This is a genomic window from Marinomonas sp. (assembly GCF_965225885.1).
Lineage (GTDB): Bacteria > Pseudomonadota > Gammaproteobacteria > Pseudomonadales > Marinomonadaceae > Marinomonas.
Map to the genome: position 1 here is coordinate 1,782,862 of NZ_OZ245329.1, position 14,261 is coordinate 1,797,122.

Below are 14,261 nucleotides of genomic sequence, written 5' to 3' on the forward strand. Positions count from 1 at the left end.
AAGTGGCCTGCTTCACAATAATATTTAATTTAATAAGAGATATACTGTTATGAATGATCATCAGGATAATGTTTCGCGTAATAAAGGGTCTTCTGTTGGTTCCGGTTTGTTTTCGTTGCGCACATTTATAGTTAGCCTTGTTATTGCTTTGATTGTGCCTCTGCTTTTGGCTGGCGTTTTAAAAGAAGAAATGGGCACAAATTTCCTAGTCTATTTTGGCTTTATTCTAGTATCTGTTTATGTCGGTGCTATGGTCAGCCAGGCCAGTTCCGCCGGTTATGACTCTGAGTCTGAAGAAGACGAAGACGATGATCGAGAGCAGGGAACAGTTAAATGGTTCAACTCTTCTAAAGGTTTTGGTTTTTTAACCATGGAAAATGGTGATGATGTTTTTGTTCATTACCGTGCTATCCGTGGTCGTGGTCGCCGCTTTTTAGTTGAAGGTCAGTTGGTTCGCTTTTATGTCACTGAAGGTGAGAAAGGCAAGCAAGCTGAAAATGTATCTATAATCCGTGGTTAATTTTTTATTCGATTTAAGAGGTATTTATGGCAACGGTAACATTAAAAGGTAATCCTTTTGAAACAGTGGGTTCCCTTCCTGTTGTAGGTTCTGTAGCTCCAGCATTTGAGCTTGTTAAAACGGATTTGTCTGTCGCTACATTGGCAGATTATCAAGGCGCTAAATTGGTGCTAAATATTTTTCCTTCGGTTGATACGCCTACTTGTGCAACATCGGTTCGTAAGTTCAACGAATCGGCGGCGGCATTGAAAGGTGTTAACGTAATTTGTGTATCTGCTGACTTACCTTTTGCTGCAGCGCGTTTTTGTGGTGCAGAAGGCATCGATAATGTTGATACTGGATCGACTTTCCGTTCAACATTTGGCGATGATTATGGTCTGACTTTTGCAACTGGTCCTCTTGCAGGCCTTTTATCTCGTGCTGTTGTAGTGCTAGATGAAAAAGGTTCTGTCATTTACACAGAGCAAGTTGCCGAAACGGCTGATGAGCCTAATTACGAAGCGGCTTTAGCTGTATTGTCGTAATTATCATTATAAAAAGGCCGCTTCTAATCAACTTAGGAGCGGCCTTTTTTTTGTTGTTGTAAAAGAGCTTTTGGCTCTCAAGAAAGCAATTGCGCTCTTAAATAAAAGTGCTTAGATTAATCTTTTTGCATGGGAGTGGTGTTGGTGGTTCTTTCTACACTATTATCTTTGTTTAGATAGACTAATTTTGGCTTGAATTCATCGGCTTCCGCTTCGTTCATTTGACCATAAGCGGCAATGATAACTCGATCACCTACTTGTACTTTTCTAGCGGCAGCGCCATTCATTGAAATAGTGCCAGAGCCTGGTTCTGCCAGTATTACGTATGTATGAAAGCGTTCGCCGTTATCGACGTTATAGATGTCGATTTGCTCAAATTCTCTAAATCCAGCGAGTTCTACAAGGTCTTTGTCAATGGCGCAAGAACCGTCATACCAAAGCTCAGCTTGGGTTACGCTTGCCATATGGAGTTTGCCTTTAAGAAGAGTAATTTGCATGTATTAAGTCTCTATAATTGTTGCTATGTCGCATGTTTGTTTTTGGCGCTGCTTTTATTTGTCGTGTTAATTCCAAATAAATGGGCCTTCTTCGTGGCTATTTATTCGCCACCATTGGTCTGGATCTTGGTTGCCTTCTTCTTCCCATCCTTGAAAGTTGCAACGTACTTCACAGTTTAGGGATTCGAATGCTTGTTTGGCGCAAGCTATGTCATCTTCCCAAGGGGTTTTGTCTGAGTCGAACCAGATAGAGGTAAAGCGCTTGCCTGCTGCTTGCTCTAAAATGGTGACCTCAATTTCGTTATCATTTGATGCAATGATGACTTTTGAGCAAAGTGTGGATGGACTGCTTTTTTTGACCAGAGTAAATGTACTTTCTAGCCAGGAAATGATCTTCTCTGTCGGGCAGGACAATACATATATTTCAATGTCAGCTTGCATCGTTCTAATCCTTCTTTTTAATCATGTGGTAAATTCTGAGAACACTCATTGATAAATAGCCAATAAGTGTCCACAGTACGCCGCAACCCGCAAGTATCAATCCAAATAGCGCCATGATCTCTTGGGCAAGAGACTCGACAACAACACGATCCGCCACCATAAGCATAAGAACGCCAAAGACGAAAATCAATCCGCCTTGGATCATCTTGATAAGTGCAGCTCTGGGGTTGTTACCCAGTTTCATCGCTAATTTATGTATGGCGTTTCTCATTCGGATGCTGTTCTATGTGCTCTCAGGTTATTTTGCTTCGGTTACTTTTTAGTAAAGAGATTCTCAAGTATGCGAGCGTAAATTTCTGAAAGCTGGTTTAGGCTCTCGGCTTCGACGCATTCATTGATTTGATGGATAGTGGCGTTTATGGGGCCAAGCTCCACGACTTGCGTTCCCATTTTGGCAATGAATCGGCCGTCTGAAGTACCGCCTGAAGTTGATAGTTCAGGAGTGATATTGACAGTATTTTGCACCGCTTCAACAATTGCATCAACTAACTCACCGGGGCGAGTTAGGAATGGTAAACCATTATAAGTCCATTCGATGTCATAGCGTAAATTATGCTTGTCTAAGATTTCTATAACACGAACTTTAAGTGCATCAAAATCCAGTTCAGAGGAAAAACGGAAATTAAACTGAGCGTTTAGTTTGCCGGGAACAACATTGGTTGCGCCTGTACCAGAGTGAATGTTCGAAATTTGGAAGCTAGTAGGCGGAAAAAAGTCGTTGCCATCATCCCAATGCGCACTCGCCATTTCGGCAAGTGCTGGTGCTGCTAAATGAATAGGGTTTTCTGCTAAGTGCGGGTAAGCAACATGACCTTGTTTACCATAAACAGTTAGGTCTCCGCTGAATGAACCTCGGCGACCGTTCTTGATGACATCGCCCAGTGTTTTAGTACTTGAAGGTTCGCCAACAATACACCAATCAATTTTTTCTTTTCGAGCCATAAGAGCATCAACCACACGGGTTGTGCCATCCACGAAAGGGCCTTCCTCGTCACTGGTGATTAAAAAAGAAATTTGCCCCTGATGGTTGGGGTGCTTGGCCACAAAATCCTCAACAGCGGTCACCATAGCGGCAAGGCTGCCTTTCATGTCAGCCGCGCCGCGCCCGAATAGCATGCCATCAACAATAGTTGGTGAAAATGGTGGGACTTTCCATTCGGCTTCGGGCCCTGTTGGTACCACATCTGTATGCCCCGCAAAGCAAAGATTTGGTCCGGATGTGCCGCGTTTAGCGTAGAAGTTTTTTACTTCTCCGAAGGGCATGTATTCGATTTCAAAACCAATGTTTTTCAATCGCTCTATCATTAGATCCTGGCAGCCTGCATCTTCTGGTGTCACAGAAGGGCGAGAAATAAGATCTAGGGCAAGTTTTAGTGTGGGGGATAAGTCAGACATTCTTTACCTTTGTATTGGTTTTCGCTACCTTATGGAAGATTCTGTTACTATAACAGGAGATTCAAATAAAGGTGGGGTTATGAAATTAGGTGTCGTTATTTTTTTGAGTTTGATTTCCGCTGGTTGTAGCCTTTTTCAACAGCCTGTCATTCAAGAATCGTATTTTGTTCCAGTGATTCGTTCAGATGTCTCATCTTCTGGTTATACGCCAACAGTGACACCAATGTCGTCACCTAAATCGAACAAAGAGAGGCCTCGTATTTACACACCTGTTTTACGCTAAAGTAGTTTTTGTGCGTAACTTTCTGCATCGAAGCCTAGGTAAATAGATTCTTTAACCATTAGTAAAGGGCGCTTAATGATAGAAGGTTGAGCCATCATGATGTGGACGGCGTTGTTATTGTCCATAGTGCCTTTTGTTTCTTCATCCAGTTTCCGCCAAGTTGTGCCACGTTTATTGATGATGTTTTCCCAGCCTAGTTCATCTATCCACGCTTTTACTGTAGCTTCGTCTACACCTTCTTTTTTGTAATCATGAAATTGGTATTCTAGGTTATTTTCATCTAACCAGCGAAAGGCTTTTTTCATCGTGTCGCAGTTTTTGATGCCAAATATTTTAATCATATTATATTCCCGCAATGCGCCATTTTGTGAGTAATCAAAATGGCGCATTTGGTTGTTTTTTTATCGCTATTAATTATGAGCGTGAAGCGCTTCGTTCAACTCAATAGCGGTTTTGTTTGTTTTGCATTCGATTGCGCCCGTTGCTGAGTTGCGGCGGAACAATAGGTCGGATTGACCTGAAAGCTCGCGGGCTTTTACTGTAGACACAACTTGGTTGTTTTCATCAAGAACGGCCACTTTAGAACCCGCAGTAATATAAAGACCGGATTCAACGATACAGCGATCACCTAGACCAATGCCAATACCGGCGTTCGCGCCGATCAAGCATTTTTCGCCAACAGCAATAACAATGTTTCCGCCGCCAGACAGTGTGCCCATAGTGGAACAACCGCCACCAAGGTCGGAACCATTACCTACAACAACCCCAGCAGAGATACGGCCTTCAACCATGCTGTTGCCAAGTGTTCCTGCATTGAAGTTTACAAAACCTTCATGCATAACGGTTGTACCTTCAGCAAGGTGAGCGCCTAGACGTACGCGAGCCGCATCGCCAACACGGATTCCAGTAGGGACGATGAAGTTTAGCATTTTAGGGAATTTATCGACGCTAAATACTTCGATTGTACGTCCTTCCATACGAGCGCTTAATTGACGGTCCGCTAGTTCACGAACATCAATAGGGCCTTCGCTTGTCCGCGCCGTATTGATCAATAGACCAAACATACCATCCAGTACTGTGTTGTGAGGTTTAACTAAACGATGGGAGATAAGTTGTAGTTTTAAGTAAACTTCAGCAGGATTGCTTGGCGCTTCGTCAGTGGCTAATACACAAAGAATAACCGGCTTTGTAGAGGCTTTTAGGCGAGAAGCCAATTCTGCTTGTTCGATGTTGCCAGCTTTTAAAAGGCTCATGTGTAAGCGATTTAAGTCGCTTTCATCTAATACCAGTGTGCTGTTGCCGCCTTCGTAGTTGGTGCTTTCTAAAAGTGCATCTAGCGTACTTTTTTCTACGTTTAGGCTGGGTGCTGAATAGAACACTTCTAACCAGTTGCCTTCTTTATTTTGTGAGCCGATACCAAGACCGAACGCGAAAATTGTATTACTCATATGATTCTCCAGCTGAGTTATCTGTCTAAAGGGGGTTACTAATGGATTATCTGCGACTGAGGAAGTCTCTAATTCTTTTAGCTGCCTCAATACATTCTGATTCTTCTGCAACCAGTGCCATGCGGACATGGTGGCTACCTGGATTGATACCTTCTACGTCACGGCCTAAATAGCTGCCAGGTAAGACTAAAACCGACTCTTCTTGATACAGTGAAGTGCAAAACTCTTCATCAGTTATACTGAGTTCCGGCCAAAGGTAAAAGCCTGCTTCCGGTTTAGATATTGGCATAACTGGCGACAATATTTCTAAAACTGAATCAAATTTGCGTGTATAGATCTCGCGATTTTTTATAACGTGCTCTTCATCGTTCCAAGCGGCGACGGAGGCGTCTTGATGATGAATGGGCATAGCGCAGCCTTGATAGGTGCGATACAACAAAAAAGGTTTAAGGACAGACGCGTCTCCAGCCACGAAGCCTGACCGAAGGCCTGGCAAATTGGAGCGCTTTGATAGGGATTGGAAAATAAGGCAATGTTTATAATCCTTGTGTCCCAAAATTTCACAGGCTTCTAATAATCCTAGTGGTGCTTGATCGCCAAAGTAAATCTCGGAATAACATTCGTCTGCCACAATAGTGAAGTTGAAAGTTTTGGCCTTCTCGATCAGGTAGGCGTATTCCTCTAATGTGGTGATGCTGCCGCTAGGGTTGTTGGGTGAGCAAACAAACAATACTTCGCAGCGTTGCCACGTGGCGTCGTCGACAAGTTGGTAATCTACTTTGTAGTTTGTTTCAGCTCCGCAAGGTAGGAAATGCAGCTCGGCTCCCGCAAGAATGCCGGCGCCTTCGTAAATTTGATAAAAAGGATTTGGGCTGACAACCAGAGCGTTTTGTTTTTCGCCAACCAATGTTTGGGTAATAGCAAACAGTGCTTCTCGCGTTCCAGTAACGGGTAAAACTTCCGTATCAGGATCAAGTTTTTCTAGATGAAAGCGACGCTTCGCCCATTTGCTAATGGCGTCTCGGAGCGGTAATTCGCCTTTGGTGCTTGGGTACTTGCTAACGCCACCTAGGCTTTTGGCAAGTGTCTCAAGCACGACAGATGGGGCATCGTGTTGTGGCTCTCCAATCGTTAGTTTGATTAGCGGCTTTTCTGGGTTTGGAGTTAACCCTTCTATAAGCTCTGCAAGCTTTTGGAAAGGGTATGGGTGCAAAGAGTGTATAAGAGGATTCATTGGTCTTTAGTCCATCGCTTGAGAAAAACGGTCTATTTTCTCTTTTAAAAGGGTGCAAATTTTGTTCATGGTTTCAGGGTCAGTAATAAGATCACCGTTCTCTTCGGTGATGTAGAAAGTATCTTCTACGCGTTCTCCTAGAGTAGCGATTTTTGCCTTATGGAGCATGATGTTTTGATTCATAAAAAACTGCCCCACTAAGGCTAACAAACCAGGTCTGTCAGGCGCGGTTATTTCAAGAGCCGACCAGACTTCTTCTGGTTGACTGACAAAGTGAGCGGTCGACGGGGAGTTAAATATCTTTAAAATCCTCGGCGTGTGTCGCTGAACGACGCTTTCGTAAAGTGATGGTGTTTCTAATTGCTCCATCAATGTTTTTCGAATAAGCGTGATACGTTCTTTGTCTAAATGAAGATTGTTATCACTGTCGTTGCTGTCCATAACAACAAAACTGTCTAAGCTGTAGTGGTCTGTGGTATGACTGATTTTGGCGTCTAGAATGGTGAGGCCAAGTTGTTCAAACGTCGCTGCGGTGACGGCAAACAAGTGTTTGCTGATTAACGTGTAGATGAAGATTTTACTTGCACCTGAGAAGTTTCGTCCGCCTAATGGTGTGATGGCGATTAGCGGTTTTTCACTTGGGCGATGGCGTAAAATAGCTTCCGTGTTCCAGGCTATTTCATCACCATTTGAACGAATAAAGTACTCTTCTTCTATGGTTTCCCAAATCGCTTCCGCTTCCATAATATCGACGTTGCGTTCGATGATAATCTCCAAGGCGCGTTGTTTGTGTTCGTCACTTATCATGTCGGCATCGATTGGGAAATCCAATCCGCGGCGAAGGGCGCGTTTGGTTTCTAAATAAAGCTGACGCATTAAAGAAGCTCGCCAACTATTCCACATGGTTGGGTTGGTCGCGTTGATGTCGGCAACAGTGAGGATGAACAAATAATCTAGATGCTCTTGATCCTTGACGTAGCTGGCAAATTCCCAAATTACTTCTGGATCGGAAATGTCTTTGCGTTGTGCAGTAACCGACATGAATAGATGGTTTCTTACTAACCAAACGACAAGGTCTGTATCCTGTTTTGATAATCCATGACGCTCGCAAAAAGCCTGTGCGTCTACGCAACCTAGTTCAGAGTGATCGCCACCTCGGCCTTTGGCTATGTCGTGATATAAGCCTGCTATGTACAGCAGCTCAACTTTTGCTACGTGGCGAATTGCTTGGGCTGAAATGAGGAATTTTTGTTTGAACTCTGGCAACCAGAGACGACGTAAATTCTCTACCAGCTGGAGTGTATGAGCATCAACCGTATAAATATGAAATAGATCGTGCTGCATTTGTCCGATGATGGCGCCGAATTCTGGTAAATAGCGGCCTAGTAAGCCCAAGTGTTTCATCGATCTTAATATGCTTGTTAATCTATATCGGCTGGCGATGATGTCCAGGAATAGATCAGTGTTTGTCTTGTTGTTTCTAAAATCGTCATCAATTAGATCTAAGCTGTCGCGCAGTTGACGCATTGTGTTGGCGCGAATGCCTTTGATGTTTTCATGAGCCCCAAGTAAAACGTATATTTCCAGCATGCTTGAAGGAGTGTCTTGAAACAGTGTCTTGGAACGGGCTTCAAGTTGACCGTTGGCTATTTGAAAATGGTCATTAATAACTTCAACGGTATTGATGGCGTCCTTGGCTAAAAAAGATTCTTCGAAGTGTTGAAGAAGTAAATCGTTGAGTTGTTGAATGGCAGCGACGCTTTGGTAGTAGCCTTGCATAAAGCGTTCAACGTTGCGTTTTAAGTCATCATCGTCAAAACCGAATAGTTTGGTAAGAGTACGCTGATGGTCAAAAAGCAGTCGATCTTCTTTGCGCCCTGCGACCATGTGTAAAGCCCAGCGAATTCTCCAAAGGTGGCTTACCGCGCCTTTAAGTTGGATGTATTCATCTTCGGACAAAAAGTGTTTATCTATTAAAGCGCTCAGTCTATGTGTGTGTAGATGGCGTTTAGCGACCCAGTCAATGACTTGCATATCTCTAAGGCCGCCGGGGCATTTTTTTAGGTTTGGTTCTAGGTTGTAGGCGGTGTTTTGATATTTTGCGTGACGTTGTTTTTGCTCAGCTAGTTTGGCTTGATAAAAAGAGTGTCCATCCCACATTTGAGAGATGTCAACGTGCAGCTTGAGTGTGGCTAGTAAATCAATTGGCCCTATCAGTGTTCGTGACTCAATCAAGTTAGTAATGATGGTAATGTCTTTGGCTGCCATCTCCGTACATTCATCAATGGTGCGGACGCTGTGACCGACATCTAGATTAATATCCCAAAGAAATGTGATGAAAGCTTCGATTTTGTTTTTTGGCGCGGAGGTTTCATTCTCTAATAAAATCAGTAGATCAATGTCTGATTTAGGGTGTAATTCTCCGCGACCATATCCGCCAACCGCAACAAGGCTGACATGCGGCTCGCTTTTCAACCCTTTAGATGTCCAAGCGGCTTGCATTACTTCGTCATAAAAAGAAGAGAGTCCTTTTACGAGCTTTTCTATTGGATATAAAGAATGGAAAAGGTCGTTGAATATGGTTGTTTTTTCTTCAATGATGGCTTTGTAGCGTGAAACAGAGCAGTTTGGTTGTTCTAGCTCGTGTTTTTCTTCCTGTGTTAATAATGGCGGAGCGTCTGGAAAAGCAGGGAAGTCCATACAATAGCCTCGAAGAATGAATAATTGTTATAGGGTGTTTGCAATAAGTTAAGCGGTACTAAATTAAGTTTTAAATACACTCGCTTCCCTTAAGAGAAGCGAGTTTCTTCTGGTCGACGAGTAAGTACTTCTACTCCATCGGCGGTGACTAGAAGAGTGTGTTCGTACTGTGCAGATAGTCGGCCGTCTTTGGTTTTAGCAATCCAGTTATCTGGTCCGGTGTGCTTAACCTGTTTTTTGCCAGCGTTAATCATTGGCTCAATGGTAAGTGTCATGCCTTCTTCTAACATAACGCCTGTGCCAGCCTTGCCATAATGAGCGACTTGAGGCTCGCCATGAAACGTCGTTCCAACACCGTGGCCGCAGTATTCTTCAACTACTGTATAATGGTGTTTGTGCGCATGGGCGGAAATGGCTGCGCCTATATCGCCAAGAAGTACGCCAGTTTTCACCATATCAATGGCAAGGTAAAGGCATTCTTGAGTGACACTTGCTAAGCGTTCTGCGTGAGGTAGGGCAGGGCCTGCGAAAAACATTTTGCTGGTATCGCCGTAATAACCATCTTTGATAATGGTGATATCAATATTGACTACGTCGCCTTTTTTCAGGGCTTTGTCGTTTGGGATGCCATGGCAAATTACATCATTGACAGAAGTGCAACAGGACTTAGGAAAGCCATGATAGTTTAATGGTGCTGGGATCGCGCCTTGTACTTCGATGATATAATTGTGGGCAATGATATCAATTTGTTCTGTTGTGACGCCTGGCACAACAAACTCTTCCAGCATAACTAAAACATCAGCGGCTAATTTGCCTGCGGTGCGCATGCCTTCTATGTCGCTAATGTCTGTAAAGCGTGTCGATGCTGGGCGTGGCGTCCAGCTAGGTGCATCAATTCGACCATTTTTGGTCAGTTCTTCAACTTTTTGTAGGATTTCGTTGCTCATAATGTAGGTATCTTAAATAGGTTTATGTCTATATTGAGAGTAAGCTGCGGGACATTCTACATGACTTGAGCAGTAGAATCGCCTCTCTGATTGAAAAAAACGTGCCTCTAATGACGTGTAAAAAATACGTTCAAGCCTTTTGGTTTTTGCTTGAATGTGGTATAAAACGCCGGCTTGTTAGGCTTGCGCCTAAAATAAGCGAATTTACTTAAATCAACGATCTTGCCGCTATTGAAGAAAGTGTCTTGGGTGTCTTAGGTTGTCTTAAACCTTATTTGACTGACGCTTTTAGCTGGTAAGCATAAATAACCCAAATTTAAAGGATAGTAAAATGCCTACAGTTTCTATGCGCGACCTATTATTGGTTGGTTCACACTTCGGTCACCAAACTCGTTACTGGAACCCAAAAATGAAACCTTTCATTTTTGGTGCTCGTAACAAGATCCACATCATTAACCTTGAGCACACTGTTCCAGCTCTTAATAATGCTCTTGAGCTTGTTAAGAAAATGGCTGAAAACAAGAACAAGGTTTTGTTTGTTGGTACTAAGCGTGCTGCATCTAAAACGATTAAAGAGCAAGCTGCTCGCTCTGGTATGCCATACGTTAACCACCGTTGGTTAGGTGGTATGTTGACTAACTACAAAACAATTCGTGCATCTATCAAGCGTCTTCGTGAGCTTGAAACTCAAATGTCCGATGGTACTTTCGATAAGCTGACTAAAAAAGAAGCTTTGATGCGTACTCGTGAGCTTGAAAAACTAGAGCTTTCTATGGGTGGTATCAAGGATATGGGCGGCCTTCCTGATGTATTGTTCGTAGTTGATGTTGATCATGAACGTATTGCAATCAAAGAAGCTAACAAATTAGGTATTCCTGTTATCGGTATCGTTGATACTAACAGTAATCCAGATGGTGTTGATTACATCATTCCAGCTAACGATGATGCTATTCGTGCAGTTCAATTGTACGTTGGTGCTTTTGCTGATGCAGTTCTAGAAGGTCGTAATGCGACTGCTGGTACTGCTGACGAATTCGTTGAAGTAAGCGAAGCTACTGAAGCGTAAGCAAACTTTCTAGTTTGTTCCGGTTTCTAAAGGGAGGTGTCTTACCTCCTTTTTTAAATTTGAATTGGTATAAAGAGGATTTAACATGGCCGCAGTATCTGCAGCATTGGTAAAAGAGCTACGTGAACGTACTGGCCTAGGCATGATGGAGTGTAAAAAAGCACTTGTCGCTGCTAACGCTGACATCGAAGTGGCTATCGAAGAACTACGTAAATCAAGTGGCATGAAGGCAGCTAAAAAAGCGGGCCGTACTGCAGCTGAAGGTACAATCATTATGCGTGTAGCTGATGATTCATCTTACGGTGTCTTGGTTGAAGTTAACTCTGAAACTGACTTCGCTTCTCGTGACGAAGGTTTCATTTCTTTCGCAAATAAAGTGGCTGACGTTGTTTTTGCAACGAAAGAAACTGATATGGCGAAAGTGGTTTCAGGTGAAATGCTTGAAGCTCGTGAAGCTTTGGTTCAAAAAATCGGTGAAAACATCACACCTCGTCGTGCTGTTATTATTGAAGGTGGCTTGGTAGGTGGTTACCTTCACGGTAATGGCCAAATCGCTGTATTGACTCAACTGGAAGGCGGTTCTGCGGAATTGGCTAAAGATGTTTCTATGCACGTTGCTGCTGTATCTCCTCGCGTTGTTCGCGGTGAAGATATGCCTGCTGAAGTTCTTGCAAAAGAAGAAGAAATCGTTCGTGCGCAGCCAGACATGGCTGGTAAGCCAGCAGAAATCGTTGATAAAATGATTGTTGGTCGTATGAAGAAGTTCTTGGCTGAAAACAGCTTGACTGAACAGCCTTTTGTTAAGAATCCAGAAATTAAAGTTGGTCAGTTAGTTAAAGACGCTGGCGCAACGGTAACTTCTTTCATTCGCCTTGAAGTAGGTGAAGGTATTGAGGTTGCTGAAGTGGATTTCGCAGCAGAAGTGGCAGCACAACTTAAAGGTTAATTCTAAGTTGTAATGTCTTGCAAAAAAAGGGGCAGCTTGACTGCCCCTTTTTATGAGAGATGAATGCAATGAGTGTCGGTTATATTGACCTCAGTTATTCAAGAAATGAAATCATTGCCGGAGGTTGATATGCCAAAAGAAAAGAGTCCAAAATACAAAAGAATTTTGCTTAAGCTGAGCGGCGAGGCCTTGATGGGTGATGAGTCCTTTGGTATCGACCCTAAAGTATTGAATCGTATTGCTCTAGAAATCGGGCAGTTGCGCGGTATTGGTGTTGAAGTTGGTATCGTTATTGGTGGTGGTAACTTGTTTCGCGGTCAGGCTTTGAGTCAGGCTGGGATGGATCGTGTTACTGGTGATCATATGGGGATGTTGGCAACGGTAATGAATGCGTTGGCAATGCGAGACGCGTTAGAGCGTGCAAATATTGCTACTCGTGTGATGTCGGCTATCACTATGACGGGTATCGTAGAGCCTTATGATAGACGTCGTGCCATGCGCTTAATGAAAGAGGGTGACGTGCTCATTTTCTCTGCTGGTACAGGTAATCCTTTCTTTACGACTGACTCTGCTGCTTGTTTGCGCGGTATTGAGATTGATGCAGATGTCGTATTGAAAGCAACTAAAGTAGACGGTGTTTACTCTGCAGATCCAATGAAAGACCCTGCTGCAGTGAAATATGATACATTGGGCTACGATGAAGTTCTTGAAAAACAATTAGGTGTCATGGACTTAACAGCAATATGCTTGACCCGTGATCACGGTATGCCAATACGTGTATTTAATATGAATAAGCCGGGAGCCTTGGTAAATATCATGGTTGGTGGCAGTGAAGGTACACTGATTAAGTGAGGAAGTTATGATTAACGAAATTCTTAAAGACGCAGAAGACCGCATGGGCAAAGCAGTTGCTTCTGTTGAGTCTGCGTTTAAAAAAATCCGTACAGGTCGTGCACACCCTAGTATTTTAGATTCAGTTAAAGTGAACTATTACGGATCTGAAACACCGTTAAGCCAAGTGGCTAACATTACGGTTGAAGATGCGCGCACTTTGGGGGTTTCTCCTTGGGAAAATAACTTGGTTCCTGAAATTGAAAAAGCCATTATGAAATCTGATCTTGGCTTAAACCCTGCGACAAACGGTAATTTGATCCGAATTCCTATGCCAGCTTTGACAGAGGAAACTCGTAAAAATTACTTCAAGCAAGCAAAAAACGAAGCTGAGAATGGTCGTATTGCTATTCGTAATATTCGTCGTGATGCTAACGGTAGTCTTAAAGATCTAGTGAAAGAAAAAGAAATTTCTGAAGATGACGATCGTCGTGGACAGGATCAAGTTCAAAAAATTACAGATAAGCATGTTGCTTTAGTAGAAGAGCGTCTTGCAGCAAAAGAAAAAGACTTGATGGAAATTTAATGAAGAAGGCGAGCCTTGGCTCGCTTTTTTTATTGACTAGGGTAACGCTATGTCTGAATTGAATGGCGCTGATCTTAATTCAGCTGTCGCTCCGGCACATATTGCCATCATCATGGATGGCAATAATCGCTGGGCAAAGAAAAAACACCTTCCTAGTATTGCGGGTCACACAGCGGGAGCATCTGCTGTGCGTCGTGTGGTTGAGGCTGCGGCTAGGTCTGGTGTTAAAGTGTTGACGCTGTTCGCTTTTTCGAGTGAGAACTGGAAGCGTCCTAAACTAGAGGTTGATGGCTTGATGGCGTTGTTTATGCGTTCTTTGAAGAAAGAGCTTAAACGATTAAATGAGCATAAAATTAGACTTAGAGTAGTGGGCGATCTTTCTGGTTTTAGTAGCGGATTGCAAAAACAAATCAAGACTGTAGAAGATTCGACAAAAGACAACGATCTAATGACACTGGTCATTGCTGCGAATTACGGTGGTCGCTGGGATATTGCTGAAGCAGCGAAAGCGATAGCTAAGCGCGTTGTATTGGGTGAGCTTGTTCCGGAAGATATTAATGAAACCTTATTGGGTGAGCATATGCAATTAGCTGATTTGCCTGAGCTTGATCTTTTGATTCGAACTTCAGGGGAAGAGCGCATTAGTAACTTTTTACTTTGGCAAACAGCTTATTCTGAGTTTGTTTTTCTTCCAGTTCTATGGCCGGATTTTGATCAACAACATTTTGATGAGGCAATTCAAACTTATCAAAACCGTCAACGTCGTTATGGTGGCCGATAACC

General features: G+C 43.2%; 17 protein-coding genes. 8 read left to right on the forward strand and 9 right to left on the reverse strand.

Annotated elements, in window-relative coordinates; genetic code table 11:
- Window positions 1–49 precede the first annotated feature (49 nt).
- Together ACO05V_RS08425 and tpx are read left to right on the forward strand one after the other, a co-directional pair.
- Window positions 50–520: a cold-shock protein gene (locus ACO05V_RS08425; RefSeq protein ID WP_421849620.1), complete on the forward strand. Its 471-nt coding sequence runs from the start codon at window positions 50–52 to the stop codon at window positions 518–520.
- Window positions 521–546: 26 nt separating this feature from the next.
- Window positions 547–1,044, forward strand: coding sequence for a thiol peroxidase (tpx, locus tag ACO05V_RS08430; protein ID WP_421849623.1), 498 nt, complete (start codon window positions 547–549; stop codon window positions 1,042–1,044).
- Between the two features lie 116 nt (window positions 1,045–1,160).
- Here tpx and panD read toward each other — a convergent pair whose 3' ends face one another.
- From panD to dapE, 4 genes are all read right to left on the reverse strand, one after another.
- Window positions 1,161–1,541, reverse strand: coding sequence for an aspartate 1-decarboxylase (gene panD / locus ACO05V_RS08435; RefSeq protein WP_421849625.1), 381 nt, complete (start codon window positions 1,539–1,541; stop codon window positions 1,161–1,163).
- 66 nt (window positions 1,542–1,607) lie between these two features.
- Complete coding sequence (locus tag ACO05V_RS08440; protein ID WP_421849627.1) at window positions 1,608–1,982, reverse strand: hypothetical protein; 375 nt, start codon at window positions 1,980–1,982, stop codon at window positions 1,608–1,610.
- Window positions 1,983–1,986: 4 nt separating this feature from the next.
- Entirely contained in the window at window positions 1,987–2,253 is a 267-nt protein-coding gene (locus tag ACO05V_RS08445; RefSeq protein WP_421849630.1) for a hypothetical protein, read from the reverse strand.
- A gap of 41 nt (window positions 2,254–2,294) precedes the next feature.
- On the reverse strand, window positions 2,295–3,437 hold the full coding sequence (gene dapE, locus ACO05V_RS08450) for a succinyl-diaminopimelate desuccinylase (protein WP_421849633.1): 1,143 nt from the start codon (window positions 3,435–3,437) through the stop codon (window positions 2,295–2,297).
- A gap of 79 nt (window positions 3,438–3,516) precedes the next feature.
- Here dapE and ACO05V_RS08455 point away from each other — a divergent pair, with 79 nt between their 5' ends.
- Window positions 3,517–3,720, forward strand: coding sequence for a hypothetical protein (locus ACO05V_RS08455; protein ID WP_421849636.1), 204 nt, complete (start codon window positions 3,517–3,519; stop codon window positions 3,718–3,720).
- On the opposite strand, the gene ACO05V_RS08460 is transcribed toward ACO05V_RS08455, so the two are convergent.
- The 5 genes from ACO05V_RS08460 to map form a co-directional block, all read right to left on the reverse strand.
- A complete protein-coding gene (locus tag ACO05V_RS08460) occupies window positions 3,717–4,061 on the reverse strand; it encodes an ArsC family reductase (protein ID WP_421849638.1) in 345 nt (114 codons plus the stop codon). The two genes, ACO05V_RS08455 and ACO05V_RS08460, sit on opposite strands and share 4 nt — an antisense overlap.
- Before the next feature lie 69 nt (window positions 4,062–4,130).
- On the reverse strand, window positions 4,131–5,168 hold the full coding sequence (dapD, locus tag ACO05V_RS08465; RefSeq protein ID WP_421849642.1) for a 2,3,4,5-tetrahydropyridine-2,6-dicarboxylate N-succinyltransferase: 1,038 nt from the start codon (window positions 5,166–5,168) through the stop codon (window positions 4,131–4,133).
- Window positions 5,169–5,214: 46 nt separating this feature from the next.
- Complete coding sequence (gene dapC, locus ACO05V_RS08470; RefSeq protein ID WP_421849645.1) at window positions 5,215–6,402, reverse strand: succinyldiaminopimelate transaminase; 1,188 nt, start codon at window positions 6,400–6,402, stop codon at window positions 5,215–5,217.
- A 6-nt stretch (window positions 6,403–6,408) separates the two neighbouring features.
- On the reverse strand, window positions 6,409–9,102 hold the full coding sequence (gene glnD, locus ACO05V_RS08475) for a [protein-PII] uridylyltransferase (protein ID WP_421849647.1): 2,694 nt from the start codon (window positions 9,100–9,102) through the stop codon (window positions 6,409–6,411).
- An 89-nt stretch (window positions 9,103–9,191) separates the two neighbouring features.
- Entirely contained in the window at window positions 9,192–10,049 is an 858-nt protein-coding gene (gene map, locus ACO05V_RS08480; RefSeq protein WP_421849650.1) for a type I methionyl aminopeptidase, read from the reverse strand.
- 331 nt (window positions 10,050–10,380) lie between these two features.
- On the opposite strand from map, the gene rpsB reads away from it, so the two are divergent.
- The 5 genes from rpsB (at window position 10,381) to uppS (ending at window position 14,259) form a co-directional block, all read left to right on the forward strand.
- The gene (rpsB, locus tag ACO05V_RS08485) at window positions 10,381–11,115 is read left to right on the forward strand and encodes a 30S ribosomal protein S2 (protein ID WP_012068986.1); all 735 of its coding nucleotides are present in this window, start codon (window positions 10,381–10,383) and stop codon (window positions 11,113–11,115) included.
- An 85-nt stretch (window positions 11,116–11,200) separates the two neighbouring features.
- On the forward strand, window positions 11,201–12,061 hold the full coding sequence (gene tsf, locus ACO05V_RS08490; RefSeq protein WP_421849653.1) for a translation elongation factor Ts: 861 nt from the start codon (window positions 11,201–11,203) through the stop codon (window positions 12,059–12,061).
- Window positions 12,062–12,190: 129 nt separating this feature from the next.
- Window positions 12,191–12,913 carry a UMP kinase gene (gene pyrH, locus ACO05V_RS08495; protein WP_072839635.1) on the forward strand — a complete coding sequence of 241 codons (723 nt, stop codon included), beginning with the start codon at window positions 12,191–12,193 and terminating at the stop codon, window positions 12,911–12,913.
- A 7-nt stretch (window positions 12,914–12,920) separates the two neighbouring features.
- Window positions 12,921–13,478 carry a ribosome recycling factor gene (frr, locus tag ACO05V_RS08500; RefSeq protein ID WP_255828291.1) on the forward strand — a complete coding sequence of 186 codons (558 nt, stop codon included), beginning with the start codon at window positions 12,921–12,923 and terminating at the stop codon, window positions 13,476–13,478.
- Window positions 13,479–13,527: 49 nt separating this feature from the next.
- Window positions 13,528–14,259, forward strand: a complete 732-nt coding sequence (gene uppS / locus ACO05V_RS08505; RefSeq protein ID WP_421849657.1) for a polyprenyl diphosphate synthase — start codon at window positions 13,528–13,530, stop codon at window positions 14,257–14,259.
- Window positions 14,260–14,261 lie beyond the last annotated feature (2 nt).